We start from the raw sequence: 17,001 nt of genomic DNA on the forward strand, positions 1-17,001 counted from the left end.
TATTTAGTTTTTATTAGTATAAGAAATAAGAAAAATTAGATATCAAATCATTCATTATACAAACCTAACCAAACAAATAAAATCGAAATAAACTTTCTAACCTATTCCATAATTCTTGTATCTCTTCTTTTAATCCTTTTTCCTCCAATTCTTCTCCCTATATATTTTTTAAAGATCTAAGCAAAACCTCAATGGTTGCCTCAATCTTTCTGGCATAATCATCAGCAGCCCTACAGTCTTCCTCAGCTTTTTGTTTAACTTCTCCTGCTTTTTTCCAAGCGTCAATAGCAACATCCATTTTTTTTCAGCATCAAAAATTCTATTATCCTTATTATCTTCAACGGATACAGAATTCTTAATTTGAGCAAGTTCAGAAATAGCTTGATCCAACGCCTTATCAGCTCTATTATACTCTTCAATAGATTTAGTCCAAATATCATAAAATTTACTAACCATATCTCTAGCCGCAAAGGACATTTTATAAAGATTTGCCAAAGTCTCTTCATTATGTCCACCCCACCATTCCGAATTTTTAAATTCATTATCAAAATTTTCCAAAGAAGGTATATTAAAACCAATTTCATCTTTTTTCTCATTTTGAACTTCAAAAATTATATCCTCTTGACCTACATTAACATTTTCTTCCTTAATTTCATCAAGTTCAAAATCTTGCTCCAAAACCTTATTACCATCTCTATTGAAGGGAACGCTACCAATATTATCCTCAACAATACCATCATTACTAATCTTACTGATAATATTTCTTAAACTTTCACCATGATTACAACTTGTAATAAATAAAACTAAAAACACTATTGATAATAAACTTACCTTGAGTCCCATAATATACATTTCATTTAATTGATGTATAAGGATCATAATATGTCATTATATTGCAACTTTATAAAATAAAGCATAATTTCAACAAAAATTTAAGAATTACATATTCAATACGGTTACCTTGTAATAAGGTAACCGTAAGTAAACATATTTAAACTATACTCAAATTCTATTTTAGATTCTATAATCAATACTTCTTAGTAAAAGCAAGTTCAAACCCCAAACCAGCATTTTCGTTAAAATTTACTTCAAATTGGGGCTTAAATCCTCCCAAAGATATACCCAATTTTTCTCGAAGTTTCCTATTATAACTAGACGCATATGTAAATGGACTTATCATTTCAACAATTCGTGTTATAAATAAAGTCATTCCACCTAAAGACACCAAAGATAATGCAAACGTTGGTGTTTCAATACCTTTATATTGAGAAAGAGAATATATACCACCACTAATCAAACCTACACCCAACATATCAAATCCTAAAATCAGTAATCCACCAGTAAAATTTCCTTGCATGAATGAACCTGTACCAAAACCCACAAAAAAATTCAATAAAAAAGGCACTAAAGTACTTTGTTTATGAAGTTCATAAAGTAACAACTTGTTATCCATATTACCTTCAGTAGCCACAGTATCAGAAGCCATCTCATCATAATTTTGGGCAAAACTAACAACAATACAAACAAAAAATAACATTAAAATTAATACTTGTTTCATAAACACCACCTTACCTTCCCAAAAAAATGCTCAACATTTTCATAATATCCATATTATAACATATAAAATCAATAATTCTCTTACCCCATAAATCAAGGATACTTTGAGTTTCTTTCTATTTATTTTTCATATTTTATTTTCTCTTCTCGCTCTTTTTTCCTCTATTTAGTATCTCTTGAACCAAAACACGAATCTCTGTTCCTCTTATTTCAACCTTTCTAACCGCATCATTAGCATTGTTACTATTGACCAATGCATCAAATGTATTGTAAAAATATTCTGCTGTCATATCTTCCCTCTTCAAATGATTAATTGTCAGAAAAAAAATCATCTTGTGTGCTGTAACACTTAACATACTATCATAGTCCCTTATTTTCTGACTAAGATTTACAAGTTCTTCCATAGTAGAATACTCGTCAAAAGTACGTCGATTTATCAGGTTGCCAAAACTTCTAGATAAGGAATCGAAAGTAGCATATGACATATGGCATAACATATCCAATAAATTTCTAATAGCAGTCCGATATCGATTAGATAGCCTCAATCTCTCTGATGCATCCATACTACGATAAGTGGACTCAAAAACACTACGAGAGGGATACATTGTATATATTGCAAATGCTAAAGCATAAATAAGATCAGGATGATGATGCATAGATGCATAAATAACTTCTTCACTGAAATTATAGTACCATTCTCTTACGTCAAATATCTCACTATAGACCAAAAACGGAAAACCTTTTCCTCCTCCATTAACAGGTTCATCACATTTAATATCATGTTTAAATGTATAAAGATCTTCTTTTGCTCTATAAAATTGTTTTAAAGCTTCCTCTTTCGTTGTTGCTTCTTGTTTTTCTAGATCCCCTAAAAATAAATCGAAATCTATCGGCTTAACAATTATATCATTTTGTTCACCTGAAGGAGGAGGAACATCAGGAGGAGGAGGAACATCAGGAGGAGGAGGAACATCAGGAGGAGGAGGAACATCAGGAGGAGGAGGAACATCAGGAGGAGGAGGAACATCAGGAGGAGGAGGAACATCAGGAGGAGGAGGAACATCAGGAGGAGGAGGAACATCAGGAGGAGGAGGAACATCAGGAGGAGTAACGACACCACTAGGAGGATGGACCATTTTATTTGACCTAGCTCCAAATAATTTTTGAGCTAAACTTCCTTCTTCTCTTATTTTTGAATTATGACCACAACCTATCACAAACACAACAAAAAACATTATACTTACTCTTACCATTAAAATTCTCCTTTTTTATATTTATTATAACTTCTATATTTATTATAACTTCTATATTATATAACTTCTATATTATATAACTTCTATATTATATAACTTCTATATTTATTATAACTTCTATATTATATAACTTCTATATTATATAACTTCTATATTAAATTTATTAGAACTTTTAACTATTATTATTCAGCATATCATCAACATTAAGTACCAATCTTTGTTTCTCTCTTATAACCAAACCTCTATTCATTAAATCCGATAGATAATTCCTTATTCTATAATACGATAAATTCGTATCTCTCTTAATGTCCCTCAAAGACTTTATGGTACGATTATCATATTCTAAATTAGATGCAATAAATTCAAGTGATTCATCAACACTTTTAGACGGTTTTTTATTCTTTTGCGAACTAGGAATACGACCACCTTGTACCTTTTTAACCTTACTTCTTGTAGATAATGGAACAGAGTGTAATAACTTTTGTTCATAAAACTTATGATAAGCATTCTGTATTATACAAAATACCATTGCTAAAAATATATCTAGACATACAGACAATAATAGTAATGAATAAACAAAAATTATATTAAGATAATCATCACGAGCAATAACAACAGATGTCCCATTTAAAACATTAGCCGCTTTAATGCGATTATTATTTATAGCTGTTGTTTCAATCAAATTACCAAGTTTAAAACGCAAATCCCTTAAAGATTGTAAATGCTCATCCCTTTGATTAAACAAAATCTTATTCTCTTTGCTTGCATTCTCAATTTCTATCATGTAATCTTGCTTCATAGTTTTATATGTATAGTCTAAGCTCAAATGTTTATTCTTGGCAAATTCTATACGATCATTATTATTCTTTATCTTAACATCAATACTAGCTATTTCACCTTCAATTATTCGCTCTTTATTAAAGAGTAGCTTACGAAGACCTTCTTCTTTTTCTCTTTGACTTTTTTTAATACTTACAACAGTATCCCTAATAGTATCTTCAAACATCAAGCTAAAGAAACTCTCAAAACTCATCCATGAACTTACAGACTGTGTTACAAGTCCTATTACTAATAATACAAATATTGCTACTCTCTCTAAGCATGCAAATACTGAAGAGTTAAACATACCTTCAACCACACGCTTCCTTAGTAAATACAGAAAATACAACAATATTGAAGATGGTACCATTATAATGACTATTGTAAATGGTAGTGTAAAATATAAGCTAGAATTACTACTAACATTATAACTTGAAATCCCTCTATGAGAATGTAACACATTGAATAAAAATAAGAACAGAGCAAACATTATCAACCAAATGTTACGAATAAAAAATTCAACATTAAATCTCAGGGAATCTCGAATACTAAACTCAACATTAATATCTTTTTTATTGTTTTTACCTATCATAAAAGCCCCTCTACCCTAACTATATTACCAAACTGTAATGAAATACTCAAACTGTAATGAAATACTCAAACTGTAATGAAATACTCAAACTGTAATGAAATACTCAAACTGTAATGAAATACTCAAACTGTAATGAAATACTCAAACTGTAATGAAATACTCAAACTGTAATGAAATACTCAAACTGTAATGAAATACAAATTACTGTCTCTACTAAGAAATTCCTAAATATTTTCCTAAAGACACAAATAACTGTGCTACAAAATATGACGCAGCAAGTGCAGCAACAACTGTTAAAGATGAAACTAACTGACCCTTAAATCCTAACTTGCTCTCAATCAAAGTCAATCGAGAATTAATTTGTACTAAATCAGTTTTAACAACCTCTATCTTTTCATCAAGTTTATCTATCCTAGTATCAAGTTTATCTATCTTTTCATTTAGTCTGGTCTCTACACTATCTATCTTTTCATTTAGTCTGGTCTCTACACTATCTATCTTTTCATTTAGTCTAGTCTCTACATTATCTATCTTTTCATTTAGTCTAGTCTCTACACTATCTATCTTTTCATTTAGTCTAGTCTCTACACTATCTATCTTTTCATTTAGTCTAGTCTCTACATTATCTATCTTTTCATTTAGTCTAGTCTCTACACTATCTATCTTTTCATTTAACTCATTCCTAAATATATTGATCTTGTCATCTAAATAATGAAAATTATCCAACATCCTATCTTGAAAAATATCAAACTTTTCTTCAAGAACATAATAACTAATAATATGACCATCAAATGTCACACTATGATAACCCTTCTTAACTCTCTCCGGTCTAACTGCGCTCTTAGCTATATCTTCATCATTTACTCGTTCTTTTACTTCAACACTCATATAAAACCTCTATTAATTCTTTATAGTTTAATTAATTATAACATATAAATATATTCAATTAAGAAGAAGGAATTCTTTATAAAAGAATAAAGTCAATAACAAAAGTTATTGACTTTATTCATAGTGTAACACAGAAAGGATAATAAATTATCTTGCTGTGAACAACAAATAATATTGTATACATAATTTCAGAAAAAGTCAAGTGATTTTTACAATTATCTTAAAATATTTGTATCAAGTTATTCTGCCATCCTAAAACTCATTGAATGCTCACGTGCTTTAAGCATACGAACAAGCTTATCAGCATCTAAAACATCACCATTGAAATTGTAATTATTAATAATTACTTGTCCCTTCCCATTGCCCTCGCTTTTTTGTATTTTATTTATTTCTTCTGCAATAATTCTTGCTTCAAGATTACGCAAATTTTCATCAATTGGGGCGGGTGTTACTCTTATAAGCTCGCTTTGTCCCATTTCACTAGTCATAAGTCCTGCACCAGGAATATATGTGGGCTTTGTTGTCATAAAATGAGCTCCCTTGCGTGCAAACTTGATCTCTTGCACAGAGCTTGCGGATCTTACCTTAGCTATTCTATTTAAAATTTCATCTAATAATCCTTCAGCACGCTTTAAATCTCTATCTCGATTCCAATAAAAATTATACGAATTTATCTTATCAATTTCTGCCTGAGCTTTAATTCGCTCCCCTTCTAAATTCTCAAGTTTACGGTGACGCTCCATTTCAATTTTTTTAGATTCTTCAGCACCAGTTACTGCTACACTCTCTTGTTGTCTTTTAGTTTGATACTCACTCTCTACTTGTGCAATCCGTTTTTGAAACTCTTCACCAGATATTTGTCCCTTACTTTGTGCTTGCCTTAAGAACTCAATCTCTTTACTATATTGGTCATCAAGCTCTCCTAACTTATCTTTTCGCATTGCAATCTCACGATCAAACCCTTCCTCAATACGAGCAAGTCCAACCTCACTCTGTTTAGCTAGCTCCTCTAAATCCTTGTCACGACGCTCTTCAATCTCTTTAATTCTCTGTTCTTCCAACCCTTTAAAAATACCTACAGTAAAACTTAAAGCAGCTGAAGCCATTGATCCCCAAGGCCCCATACTTGCTAGCATGTCTTTTGATACATCAAATAATGACTGAGTAAGGGTATCTGCACCATTACCTGCTACAACTCCTTTTCCTAAATCTTCAGTAACAATTTTATTTACAACTCCTATAACACTATCAAAAAGTAAACTAAAATTACTACCTAAACTCTCAGCTGCTGCTTCTGTTTGACTTACAATTTGAAGCAAAGTATTCCTGTTTGACTCATTAAGTCTCTCAAACTCTCCCTTATGTGACTCTGCAAAATCATGGTAAAGTTTATTAATCTCAGTTTGCATCTCAGCACTAGCCTTTTCTCTCTCAGCTAAAGGACGCATCATTAATTCAAACTGCATTAAAGTCACCTTCTGTTGCAAAGCTTTATGTGATTCTACAAATGACCTGTCAGTAGCAGTCTTACCAAATTCATTAACTCCTCTCTGAAGCGTCGTTAGCAAATTTTTATTTGATTCACTTAGAGACTTAAAATTCTTTAAATATTTATCAACAAATGCTTTTTGCTTGTCATTAATAGTACTAGCAAGGTCTCTCATTGCTTTCTCTTGAGCTTCATATGGAAGCATCAAAATCTCTCTATTAAGTCTTGCTATTTCATTTTGCAAATCCTTATGTTCATTTACAAAATCAAAATTAGCCTTAGCAAAATTATTAACATCCCTCTCAACATTGGCAAGTGTTTTTTGATTCTCATCAGTTAGCAAGTCAAAACTTGCTCCATACTTAGCAATAAATGCCTTATTTTTAGCATTAATTATAGACTCTAAACGACGGGTAGCCTTTTCTTGCTCCTCTAAAGGTTTTAGTGCTAATTCCCTTTGCATTTTGAAAATCTGTTTTTGCAAATCCGAATAATCGGCAATCATTTGTTTATTGAAATTATCTTTATCAATTTTATCTTGGTTCTTAAGTCTCTCCTCTCCAGACTTTTTATCCTCAAAAGGAGTTCTCAAAGGATCATCTTTGCTTAGACCTAAAATTTTTAACATCTTATCCCAAATATCACTTGCCAAATTTGAAACTCTTTCAAAAAGCTTGATAATTGGATCAAATGCAACTTTAAATCCTTCAACAAATTTACCACCAACATAGAATACAATCTCTTTAAGCTTACCAAAGAGATCCTTTACTGATGAGCTAATATTATTTAGAGGCCTTACAAGCAGTAAAAACCCTTGTTTTATCTTCTCAAAACCCATCATAAGAATGTTAAACCACAATTTAAATCCCTCGACAACTTTATTACCAACATAAGATACAATCTGTTTTATCTTATCAAAAACCATCATCATGGCATTCAACCACAATTTAAATCCAGCAATCCATGTTTCAATAAAATAATTTACAAGATCTCCCAATTTATTGAATAAAAAAATTGTAGACGAGATTATTTTTGTAAGAGGCTCTAAAAAACCTACAATTAACCATTGCTTCATTTTTTCAAAACCTATCATAAGGAGTTCAAGCGCTTGACCAAGATCAAGGTAAAGTTTCTCACTCATTTTAGATGTTTGAAGCTGGGCATCTGCTAAAGTTTTTGCTTCACGAGCAGTATTTTTGTAAAATTTACCACCCTCACTTGTAGCCTTTCTTAAGGCACCACTTAATTCTTCAAATCCAAGTCTACCCTCACTTGCCATTTTAAATAAAGAATCGCCTGCTACTCCTGCCTCTTCTGCCAAAATACCAGTAATATCAACTCCAGCATTACAAAGAGACTCAAGATCCTCTAATGCAATCCTATTACTAGCCTCTACTTTAGAGTAAACTTCAACTAACTTTTCAAGTCCTTCGCTACTACCACCTGCTGCTTCTCCAAACATACGCATTCGCTCACTAACTTCAGAAGCAGTTGCTCCATAAGAAAGCATGGTTTTAGCTGCATTATTTATAGCCTCACAAGTAAACAACGTCTCTTCACCAAACGACCTCATATCATAAGCTAAGGCCCTCCCCACTTCAGCATTACCTAACATATTAGAAAAGACACCAACCTCTTCATTAAATGAAGCTACAGAGTCTAGAGACCCTGTAAATATACCTGAAATAGCTGAACCTATCTTTTCAACCGATTTTATAATTAATGTTATTGGTAAAACACTACTTATAAGTCTATCTAGAGCCTCCCCAACCCCTTGAGCCAACCCTTTTACATTAATTAAACTTTTACCAAGGCCTTTCAACGTGCTCCTTAAAGTCTTGATGTTTTTAGTTTTATCACCAACACCTTTAATCGAGTCAGCAAGCTTTTTAAAATTTTTACCCATTTTATCAGCTTGCGAAATTAAAGCATCATAAACTGTCCCAACATCAGCTCCAGTCTTAGCAGCACTCTCCAATTTTGATTTCAAATCATTTAGGTTTTTAAATTCTTGTTTTGCTATTCTCTCAAGTGCACTAGATATAGTGTCTAATTTATCATTATTACTAGTAGCAATTGAGAGAGGAATTATAATCTCATCAAGTGTCATTTACCTATGCTCTCACTCTCAAGTTTTTTAATGTAAAGATTAAGTTCATTTAAAACTAGTACAAACCAATAATTTTGATTATAAAGTCCCCCCTCCTGTGGAAGGCTGCCAATACTTCTTGAAAGCAGTGCTTGATTTATAAGGTACATTAAGGGCTGCTCATTTTGAGTAATCCAATTCATTTCATTTTTCATTTCTTGGAAAAATTCATCTTTTATTCGATCTGCAAACTTCAATGCTAAGTTGTAATAGTCTCGTTTGGCAATATAGTACAAGGCAAGCTCGACTTTTTTGAGGCACCCTCCACTTTTAAGGTATCAGACACATTGTTAATCTCAATTGCTAAATTTGATAACATATCTTGTAAAAGTACAGCATCCCTCTCAACTATTTCTTTAGTTACAAGATTACCACTCTGATCAAATAGACCTCTAAAGCCCACAACATTCTCTCTCCAAATTTTCTTTACAAATTCCATTTGACGATTTGTCACGTCCAAAGCTACTCTAGTATCAACTTCTTTGGTAGAATTTTTAGTTAATTTTTGAAGCAATTCAATTTGAAAACCTTTAATTTTTTCAATAAATCCATAATTTACACCCTCAAGTATTACAAATGCTTCCTCACTATCCTTGCAATTAGCATGCTCCACATTTCCTTTTCTTCTAATATAATCTGGAATATAAGGCAACTCAATACACCCAGACAAATTAACATTAATTACCATAAAACTATAACCTCCTCTAATTAAATTTCAAAAAATTTAGCGTCTTTAATATAATCATAAGACATTGAAACTAACGGTTTTGAAAGTGTTACTTGATATTTTTGGTCAATTTTTTGATTTGATAAATCCTGTCCTGGTGTGAATGTTGCTATTTGTCCTTGCCCAATCATAAATTTGGTCCTCTGGTCTTCACTTTGACCTTGATTTACAAAAACTACAAAAAACTCATAATTACGAGGAACTATCCGTCTTCCAATCTCATACTTATTACCATTATCATTCTTTTTAACAATATTCCGATTTACAAAATGTGAATGCTCTATATAAGTCTCAAGCAATTCTTCTCTATTCTCAGAAGTCTCCTTAATAGAGTACCCTGAAAACTCAACTGTTTGTTCTGGTATCTTACCAATAGCTGATATTGAACCACATACTGTCTTTAATGTCTCAGTAGCTTTAGTTGAACTTATTGAATATGCATTACCAATGCAATACGTTCTAAAAAGTAATACTTCAATCTCATCATTATTATCTAAACATTTTTTCAAATCTTCACACATCGAGTCGTGATAGTATAAAAAATTACCTTCCCTTAAATCCAAAGTACCAAGCTTAGAATTTGCACTTACAGTTTTAACTCTAAAAATACATTCTTTGATTGATTTCCACTTACTAGGTTTGGTAGTTGACAAGGAGACGTCTTTTACAATTAAATCTTTTGGTGAGAGTCCATCAACAGAAGCGCTATCTTTGATATCTGACCCACTGAAACACCACTTAAATTTAGGAATATTAACTGATACTAAAACAACACCACAAGGCATTTTTAATTTTTGTTCGGCCATTTATCTCTCCTCTAGATTTCAAAAAATTTAGCGTCTGCAATATAATCATAAGACATTGAAACTAACGGTTTTGAAAGTGTTACTTGATATTTTTGGTCAATTTTTTGATTTGATAAATCCTGCCCTGGTGTGAATGTTGCTATTTGCCCTTGTCCAATCATAAATTTGGTCCTCTGGTCTTCACTTTGACCTTGATTTACAAAAACTACAAAAAACTCATAATTACGAGGAACTATCCGTCTTCCAATCTCATATCCATTGCCATTCTTTTTGACAACATTCCGATTTACAAAATGTGAATGCTCTATATAAGTCTCAAGCAATTCTTCTCTATTCTCAGAAGTCTCCTTAATAGAGTACCCTGAAAACTCAACTGTTTGTTCTGGTATCTTACCAATAGCTGATATTGAACCACATACTGTCTTTAATGTTTCAGTAGCTTTAGTTGAACTTATTGAATATGCATTACCAATACAATACGTTCTAAAAAGTAATACTTCAATCTCATCATTATCATCAAATAAATCCTTTAAATTATCGTACATTGAGTCGTGATAGTATAAAAAATTGCCTTCCCTTAAATCCAAAGTACCAAGCTTAGAATTTGCACTTACAGTTTTAACTCTAAAAATACATTCTTTGATTGATTTCCACTTATTAGGTTTGGTAGTTGACAAGGGAACATCTTTTACAACCAGACCCTTAGGCTCCCCATCACTAGGAGCAGTATTATTCTTAATTACATTACCTTTAAAGCACCATTTGAACTTAAGGGTGTTGACTGACACTAAAACAACACCACAAGGCATTTTTAATTTTTGTTCGGCCATTTATCTCTCCCCTCCTACACACAATAAACCTAAATCACTCCCATTAATCCTGATACCAAGATTGACTTTTACTACAGTTACCATATCACTATCTTGCAAGTCATCATCTATAACTTGCGAATCATCAATAGTAAATGACTTAAGATAATATTTAGACACTAAAAAATTAACTATCAAAGTCGCAATCTCAAGACCAAGGGTTGGATGGTCTCTATTTTGTGTATAAACTAAAAAATCAAGACCTATCCCAAAAGAATAATCTTTACAACTAAGCACAACTTCTCCTATACTTTTTAATGCAAAAACTATTGCTGGAAGCTTAAGCGTTGTACAAGTGTAAATTTCAGATTTGTAGTAAATTTGTGTTGTTGCAAACTTATTGTAAAATAGATAATTCTTCAAATCCTTCTTAAATGAGCTTAAAAATTGCTTCAAAAACTTCATTTAAGCAACTCCTTTGCCTTACCCTGAAGGTCTTTAGTCCAGTTTGTATACTGCTTGCTAACACCCTTACTTTTTATCTTAAGCCATATAGGAACTGCAACATCACAGAGTCCTTTATAAGAAGCCCATACTCTAATTCTTGACAAACTAGGTTTTGGAAAATTTGTAGTGTACACTTCTCCTAAGTCTAACTTCCCTGATAGAGAAGAGTTTACTTTAATACCAATATCAAAACCTTTATTTGACTCTACAGATTCAATACTAGCTATATCACCAAGACGACCTGGAATTTGAGATTTTAGAACATTTAAATTTTTTAAAATCTTAAGCCCAATTAAGCTTTTAACTCTTTTAAAAATCGATTTTCTTATATTAATCAAATTAACCTCCATTGCAAGATACTAGCCAATACTTAAAAAAGTCTGATGGTCAACTCTAGGAAAAAGAGAATCAAGCTGATCAAGCAAGTGTCTAAACTTGCAATCTTTTTGTTGCAAAGTCTTAAAACACCTAGAATGAAATACTTCCAAATACACAACATCAAGCGATATAAGTAACCAATTCCTGTAAGCGTCTCTCTCTATATGATAGAGATCCAAAATTGATTTTGAATACCTTAAACACTCCAAAAGCTGTGGTTTTAGAGAAGGTGGTATATCTACACTACCATCCTCTCTAATACACATACTCAAAGACTCTATTGAAGTTGTACTTATCCACATAACCAGAATATCTTTATAATTAACATCACTACTCTCACTCATATTAGTAAATCTCTTGCAAAATACTAGCTCTAGCCTAAATTACTCTCAACTTGAAATAGTAATCTCAACAACTTCTTGTGGATGAAAATGAATAACACCTGCTGACTCCATTGACGCATGAATATAATCACCATCAGCACCTGCAAATCTTCTAAAGAATATTTCCGGAATCATTGGCACAAACATCACTTCTGGATTTGGCTCATAAAGAATTGGATGAGTAAGTCCTTTAAAGACTGAAGTTATTATATTATGATCTTTTAAAAGCGCATCCTTTACTGTTATGTATTGCGGTTCACTGTAGAGATCTAACAACAGGTGTGAAAATTTATGTGGTAAGAGTAGATGATAAAACCCATCAAGTTTCTCCTTATACTCCTCAGATTTACGTTTAGCCTCCACAACCTTTTTATGCAGCGCACTTCCAGAATTTAATGATGAAGAAGATGTACCCGATATTTTACTTCTCCCATCAAGGGTTGCAATACCTTCCATCTTAATATCAGGTTTTCCAAAAATAATTGAGTGATAAGCATCTTTCATAAGACCAAGTTCCAAATTAGCCTTAACTTCCTCTTCACTTACAGAACCATACATCAAATCCTTAAGCGAAATTCTCTGCACCGTATCAAATACATGCATTTTGTATGCCATCTCTTGAAAGAAAATACCACTCCTTCCAATCTCATTACTATAATCTCCAAAACTTGCAGTAACATTATGCTCTAATACTGCCTTACGAGCTACATAATATCCTTGTCTAAGCTCACTCCTGCTTATAATCTTATAAGGCATTAGCTCTTCAAGGCCCTCTTTAGCAAGTTGAATAACATCTCCACGATACGTACCACTTGACTCTATAAAAATACTTCTACTCATACTCTAAAATCCTCCTAAACTTATGAAGAAAATTTCCTATTACCACTAGAATCATATTCATGACCAATCTGAATATCTAATAGCACTACCTTCCCTGTACCACTAACACTAGAACCGGTACTTACATCCTTAATTCTCCCAACCTGAATTCCTCCCTTTCCGTCTTTAGAGAGTTTTCCTGATTTAAAGAATACGTACTGACCAATTTTAGGATCTGAGAAAGATGTATCAAGGGTTACGGCCACTTCACCACTTCGTCTAATTGGAATTAATTCACCTGGTAAATAATTCTCCACCTCATGAGATGCTATATTTGTCTTTCTCATAGCAAATCCACGAATAACATGAATGTTGTTTGAAGAAGTGCTAACTGTACTAGTTGTTGCTTTTTTTACTAAAATATCTCCCATAGAAGATGATTTACTCGATACTACTAAATCTCCAGGACATACAGGATCTGAGCCAACATCAACTATCCCAGTCTCAGTTTGATGCAGTCCAGATTTATGCTCAAGTCCTGGAGTAAAATTTTTCTCTACTTTAGTAAAATCAAAATCAGACATTTAAAACCTCCCTAGGAATAAGTCTCTCCTTATGTCTTTGTGCTTTAGTATTATTTATGATCTTTCCAACATATCTATTGCGAGAATTTACCATTTGTTTGTAAGCTGTAAGTTCTTGTACAAGTAAACTTATATTCTCAATCTGTGAATCAAGATCACCAGATTCATCTACCCTAAATTTGATGCTATATTTCTTCTTCATAGCATCTAAGAATGCCAATTTCGCATCCTTAATACTACTTGCACTAGCAAATGGAGGAGTAATTTCATACTGCTCGCAAGCTTTCTCTAAGTGTGCTAAAAGTTTAGAATCTTTAAATGCATCAACTTCAGCCTGCTTTTCAGCTTGTTTGCGAGCTTTAGTAAAATTACTCTCAGCTTCAGCTAATCTTCTCTCAAAATCCTCCCTTGAGATCATATCTGGTAATCTTTTAGAATCTGATATTAATTTCTCATATTCTTCAACAGAAATTGTCACCAAATCTTTATTATTGTTAACATCAGAAGACGTGCCATTTGACGAGGATACTTCATCAACTAATTGTTCACCCTTCATATAAACCTCCTTTAAAATTAAAAAAATTCACACATCTATATGTAGATATAGCCATTCAATTATCCTTCCTAAACTTTAAGGAACTCCTCAAGTTCAGATTGAATTTTTAACCTCAGATCCAAATCACCCATTTCGCTAGCTTTCCCTAAAAGCTCTGTATATAAGGCAAGAGTACGTGCATGCTTCTCATCAACTTCTGCTTGCTCCTTTTGACTTATAGGTTTAACCGCCTTAAATTGCCAATTGGACTTAAGTCCAAATTTTTCAAGCACAGTGTTTATAAACGGTGCTACCATAAGCCTACATATTTGCTCAATATTAAGGTAAAATATGTCATAATTCCCAACACTACCCTCACCAGATGGCGAGATGGGATAGAGGACCTCTCTTGGAATCCCTGAATGCAGGGTTATATCAGACACAATAATATCAAAAGCATCCCTTATAGGACTTACAGAACGCGTAATATTTGCAATATCATCTTCCCTACCAAGTATCATCATCTTATGATTACTATCTAGCACCCCTTCTATATTTTTCTTAAGTTCTGCAAGGTCATAAGCGGTCATATCTTTTACTGATGGGAGAGTTGCTGATTTTAAAAAAGTGAAATTATTAACTTTCAAAAAACCTACAGTTTCATGAAGTAAAGTGTCCATAATCCTACTGCTCTTCTCTAAAGCTTGAAAATTTAAGAACGACGACTTCATTTTAACAACACGGGTTGGATGAATATTTTCAAAAGAAGAATCATCTCTAGAGCACACTTCTCCAAAATTAAAACAAAGACAAGGAAATCCTTGACGCAGTGGCACACTCGGATCTTCTGAATCTGGAACTACTATATAAAAAGCACTCTCTCCAGAGAGAATTGCTGTGTAAACCATCTTCTTGATAACACCCCTAAAATTATTATCAAAAAGCTTGGAAAGACCATCTCCTCTCTTATGCTCAATGTCCCTAGATGCTGCAAATCCTGCATATATCTCGGCTACTTGATGTGCAAGCCTTAAGGGGTCACCTGTTGACGTATCGCTTGCTGGCATTAAAGGTCCTCTTGAACTGAGATTATTTCTTCTTCTAAAAAATTTAAATTTAAACAAATTCACCTCACCTAAAACACAACACCCATGCTAAAGTCACGCAAAAATTGACACAGCATTTAGAAATGCTGGAATATATTGCAAATTTTTCTGCATAACAAGATTTGTAGCAGTACCACTCTCACTACCTAAAGATTCATCATAATAATATTCAGTCTCACTAAATTCCAATATCACATCTTCAGTCTCGTCCCTTCTTACTACACTCAGATTATTAGGAATTAAATAATCTGAGAGCACATAAAGATTACGATTACGTGCTACTAGAGACCCTCTACCAAAACGAGAGAAAACAAATTTTAATTCTTCTCTACTATGTGGGAGAACAAATGTCCCTCTAAAACGCGAACATTCACGCTCATAATCTTCCCTTGAGAGTAAAACTTTACTACTAGCATTAGTTACAACTGTTATTGGAAAGTAAGCTATTCTTCCAACAAAAATCTCTATAAAGCAAACCCTATTTCCCTTAATGTGAACTCCTGTATAAAAATTACCCTGTGCTCGATCAAAGATACTCTCATCACAAACTTCAAAATCTTTTATAAATCTTGCTGTTCCAAAATCAAATTCTTCTCCTAAGACCTCAATTCTAAATCCAAGATCATTTCCATGATACGCAAGCCTTTGTTTCTCAAGCCACGAGTCAATATCACCTCCATTTAAGAAAGGATTGTCTCTATACGTACTCTTAATTACACATACTGATGGATTATCTTCATTTGCAATATAACGTTTGTAAAGCCAATGCGAAAGAGGTACTGGGTTACTTGACATGTAAATTCTCCCCCCACGCTCTCTCATTGTAGGAATGAGTCTCTCAATATCAGATTCAGTAAACTGATTAGCCTCCTCAAGCCATAGGTCTTTAAAGTGCGCATACGATTTAAGGTCAGTTGTATCATGCCCACCTTCAAATACAAACGCACGCTTGCGTCCATATATTAAATTTTTTGTCTCTATCTTAGCTTTACTTACATTAAATTCACGTCTTAAGTTATACCTATGAAGCAACTCTAAAATTTCTTTATGAATTGACTGAATTGTTTTGTTTTTCTTCTTACGCACTGCCAAAGTATCACCACCATCAGGTGTAAACTTTCTCTCAAGATTTACTGTTGCAATATCATAAGTCTTACCAGTCCCACGACTTGAGTAATACACAAAAATCTCAGCACCAGGTTTTCTTTTGTATGCATCAAAATAAATCGGCAGTCGCTTTAACCTCAATTTTACTCTCCCATACTACTCTTCATAAGACACTTAATCTCCTCATCAGTGTAAGCACAACTACTAAAAACAGAATTCTCTTTACTACTTAATGGCAATTTCTCTTTATTGATGATATCTAAAACCAAATCCTCAGCTTCAGAAATTCCTAGAATAGCAAAAAACATTCTAAATGCATGAAGACTTGTTGCTAAAACATTACTATTTGAAAATTCATACATCTTAGCAACAAATGCCTTTAGTAATACTTCACGAGCATCAGTAGCATCACCAAGAGATGAGAAATTTGCCTCTACAGCCTTTTTCAGTAATTTTTTATAATCAAATTCACTACTCAAAACAACCTCCTACA

At 32.8% G+C, this 17,001-nt stretch carries 19 protein-coding genes; all 19 read right to left on the bottom strand.

The genetic code is table 11. The features are described from left to right. Window positions 1-168: 168 nt before the first annotated feature. The 19 genes from bpuSUM_RS08160 to bpuSUM_RS08250 all read right to left on the bottom strand — a co-directional run bounded on the left by bpuSUM_RS08160 (window position 169) and on the right by bpuSUM_RS08250 (window position 16,987). Window positions 169-843, bottom strand: coding sequence for a hypothetical protein (locus tag bpuSUM_RS08160; RefSeq protein WP_247067816.1), 675 nt, complete (start codon window positions 841-843; stop codon window positions 169-171). Between the two features lie 184 nt (window positions 844-1,027). Next, entirely contained in the window at window positions 1,028-1,558 is a 531-nt protein-coding gene (locus tag bpuSUM_RS08165) for a P13 family porin (RefSeq protein ID WP_247067818.1), read from the bottom strand. 133 nt (window positions 1,559-1,691) lie between these two features. Then, window positions 1,692-2,810 carry a hypothetical protein gene (locus bpuSUM_RS08170; protein WP_247067820.1) on the bottom strand — a complete coding sequence of 373 codons (1,119 nt, stop codon included), beginning with the start codon at window positions 2,808-2,810 and terminating at the stop codon, window positions 1,692-1,694. A gap of 172 nt (window positions 2,811-2,982) precedes the next feature. Next, window positions 2,983-4,221 carry a hypothetical protein gene (locus tag bpuSUM_RS08175; RefSeq protein ID WP_247067822.1) on the bottom strand — a complete coding sequence of 413 codons (1,239 nt, stop codon included), beginning with the start codon at window positions 4,219-4,221 and terminating at the stop codon, window positions 2,983-2,985. Window positions 4,222-4,434: 213 nt separating this feature from the next. After that, window positions 4,435-5,109: an apolipoprotein A1/A4/E family protein gene (locus tag bpuSUM_RS08180; protein WP_247067824.1), complete on the bottom strand. Its 675-nt coding sequence runs from the start codon at window positions 5,107-5,109 to the stop codon at window positions 4,435-4,437. Window positions 5,110-5,348: 239 nt separating this feature from the next. Further along, complete coding sequence (locus tag bpuSUM_RS08185; RefSeq protein WP_247067826.1) at window positions 5,349-8,708, bottom strand: tape measure protein; 3,360 nt, start codon at window positions 8,706-8,708, stop codon at window positions 5,349-5,351. Beyond that, entirely contained in the window at window positions 8,705-8,944 is a 240-nt protein-coding gene (locus bpuSUM_RS08190; protein ID WP_247067755.1) for a hypothetical protein, read from the bottom strand. The genes bpuSUM_RS08185 and bpuSUM_RS08190 overlap by 4 nt, the downstream gene beginning before the upstream one ends. 2 nt (window positions 8,945-8,946) lie before the next feature. Further along, window positions 8,947-9,435: a hypothetical protein gene (locus bpuSUM_RS08195; protein WP_247067757.1), complete on the bottom strand. Its 489-nt coding sequence runs from the start codon at window positions 9,433-9,435 to the stop codon at window positions 8,947-8,949. Window positions 9,436-9,455: 20 nt separating this feature from the next. Further along, window positions 9,456-10,280: a hypothetical protein gene (locus bpuSUM_RS08200; protein WP_247067758.1), complete on the bottom strand. Its 825-nt coding sequence runs from the start codon at window positions 10,278-10,280 to the stop codon at window positions 9,456-9,458. Between the two features lie 11 nt (window positions 10,281-10,291). Next, the gene (locus bpuSUM_RS08205) at window positions 10,292-11,110 is read right to left on the bottom strand and encodes a hypothetical protein (RefSeq protein WP_247067828.1); all 819 of its coding nucleotides are present in this window, start codon (window positions 11,108-11,110) and stop codon (window positions 10,292-10,294) included. Continuing rightward, window positions 11,111-11,554, bottom strand: a complete 444-nt coding sequence (locus bpuSUM_RS08210; RefSeq protein WP_247067830.1) for a hypothetical protein — start codon at window positions 11,552-11,554, stop codon at window positions 11,111-11,113. Continuing rightward, window positions 11,551-11,934: a hypothetical protein gene (locus tag bpuSUM_RS08215; protein WP_247067832.1), complete on the bottom strand. Its 384-nt coding sequence runs from the start codon at window positions 11,932-11,934 to the stop codon at window positions 11,551-11,553. The genes bpuSUM_RS08210 and bpuSUM_RS08215 overlap by 4 nt, the downstream gene beginning before the upstream one ends. Before the next feature lie 21 nt (window positions 11,935-11,955). Continuing rightward, a complete protein-coding gene (locus bpuSUM_RS08220; RefSeq protein ID WP_247067834.1) occupies window positions 11,956-12,318 on the bottom strand; it encodes a hypothetical protein in 363 nt (120 codons plus the stop codon). A 45-nt stretch (window positions 12,319-12,363) separates the two neighbouring features. Beyond that, window positions 12,364-13,197, bottom strand: coding sequence for a hypothetical protein (locus bpuSUM_RS08225; protein ID WP_247067836.1), 834 nt, complete (start codon window positions 13,195-13,197; stop codon window positions 12,364-12,366). A 20-nt stretch (window positions 13,198-13,217) separates the two neighbouring features. Continuing rightward, window positions 13,218-13,760, bottom strand: coding sequence for a gp53 minor capsid family protein (locus tag bpuSUM_RS08230; protein ID WP_247067838.1), 543 nt, complete (start codon window positions 13,758-13,760; stop codon window positions 13,218-13,220). Further along, window positions 13,753-14,316, bottom strand: coding sequence for a terminase (locus bpuSUM_RS08235; RefSeq protein WP_247067840.1), 564 nt, complete (start codon window positions 14,314-14,316; stop codon window positions 13,753-13,755). The genes bpuSUM_RS08230 and bpuSUM_RS08235 overlap by 8 nt, the downstream gene beginning before the upstream one ends. A gap of 68 nt (window positions 14,317-14,384) precedes the next feature. Further along, window positions 14,385-15,419, bottom strand: coding sequence for an anti-CBASS protein Acb1 family protein (locus bpuSUM_RS08240; RefSeq protein ID WP_247067842.1), 1,035 nt, complete (start codon window positions 15,417-15,419; stop codon window positions 14,385-14,387). Window positions 15,420-15,455: 36 nt separating this feature from the next. After that, entirely contained in the window at window positions 15,456-16,649 is a 1,194-nt protein-coding gene (locus bpuSUM_RS08245; protein ID WP_247067844.1) for a PBSX family phage terminase large subunit, read from the bottom strand. Window positions 16,650-16,651: 2 nt separating this feature from the next. Continuing rightward, on the bottom strand, window positions 16,652-16,987 hold the full coding sequence (locus bpuSUM_RS08250; RefSeq protein WP_247067846.1) for a hypothetical protein: 336 nt from the start codon (window positions 16,985-16,987) through the stop codon (window positions 16,652-16,654). Window positions 16,988-17,001 lie beyond the last annotated feature (14 nt).

Origin of the sequence: Borrelia puertoricensis, assembly GCF_023035875.1 — a bacterium.
Lineage (GTDB): Bacteria > Spirochaetota > Spirochaetia > Borreliales > Borreliaceae > Borrelia > Borrelia puertoricensis.

Coding starts and splice junctions, on each gene's coding strand:
- bpuSUM_RS08160 (WP_247067816.1), bottom strand. CDS start 843: ATGGGACTCAAGGTAAGTTTATTATCAATAGTGTTTTTAGTTTTATTT.
- bpuSUM_RS08165 (WP_247067818.1), bottom strand. CDS start 1,558: ATGAAACAAGTATTAATTTTAATGTTATTTTTTGTTTGTATTGTTGTT.
- bpuSUM_RS08170 (WP_247067820.1), bottom strand. CDS start 2,810: ATGGTAAGAGTAAGTATAATGTTTTTTGTTGTGTTTGTGATAGGTTGT.
- bpuSUM_RS08175 (WP_247067822.1), bottom strand. CDS start 4,221: ATGATAGGTAAAAACAATAAAAAAGATATTAATGTTGAGTTTAGTATT.
- bpuSUM_RS08180 (WP_247067824.1), bottom strand. CDS start 5,109: ATGAGTGTTGAAGTAAAAGAACGAGTAAATGATGAAGATATAGCTAAG.
- bpuSUM_RS08185 (WP_247067826.1), bottom strand. CDS start 8,708: ATGACACTTGATGAGATTATAATTCCTCTCTCAATTGCTACTAGTAAT.
- bpuSUM_RS08195 (WP_247067757.1), bottom strand. CDS start 9,435: ATGGTAATTAATGTTAATTTGTCTGGGTGTATTGAGTTGCCTTATATT.
- bpuSUM_RS08200 (WP_247067758.1), bottom strand. CDS start 10,280: ATGGCCGAACAAAAATTAAAAATGCCTTGTGGTGTTGTTTTAGTATCA.
- bpuSUM_RS08205 (WP_247067828.1), bottom strand. CDS start 11,110: ATGGCCGAACAAAAATTAAAAATGCCTTGTGGTGTTGTTTTAGTGTCA.
- bpuSUM_RS08210 (WP_247067830.1), bottom strand. CDS start 11,554: ATGAAGTTTTTGAAGCAATTTTTAAGCTCATTTAAGAAGGATTTGAAG.
- bpuSUM_RS08220 (WP_247067834.1), bottom strand. CDS start 12,318: ATGAGTGAGAGTAGTGATGTTAATTATAAAGATATTCTGGTTATGTGG.
- bpuSUM_RS08225 (WP_247067836.1), bottom strand. CDS start 13,197: ATGAGTAGAAGTATTTTTATAGAGTCAAGTGGTACGTATCGTGGAGAT.
- bpuSUM_RS08230 (WP_247067838.1), bottom strand. CDS start 13,760: ATGTCTGATTTTGATTTTACTAAAGTAGAGAAAAATTTTACTCCAGGA.
- bpuSUM_RS08235 (WP_247067840.1), bottom strand. CDS start 14,316: ATGAAGGGTGAACAATTAGTTGATGAAGTATCCTCGTCAAATGGCACG.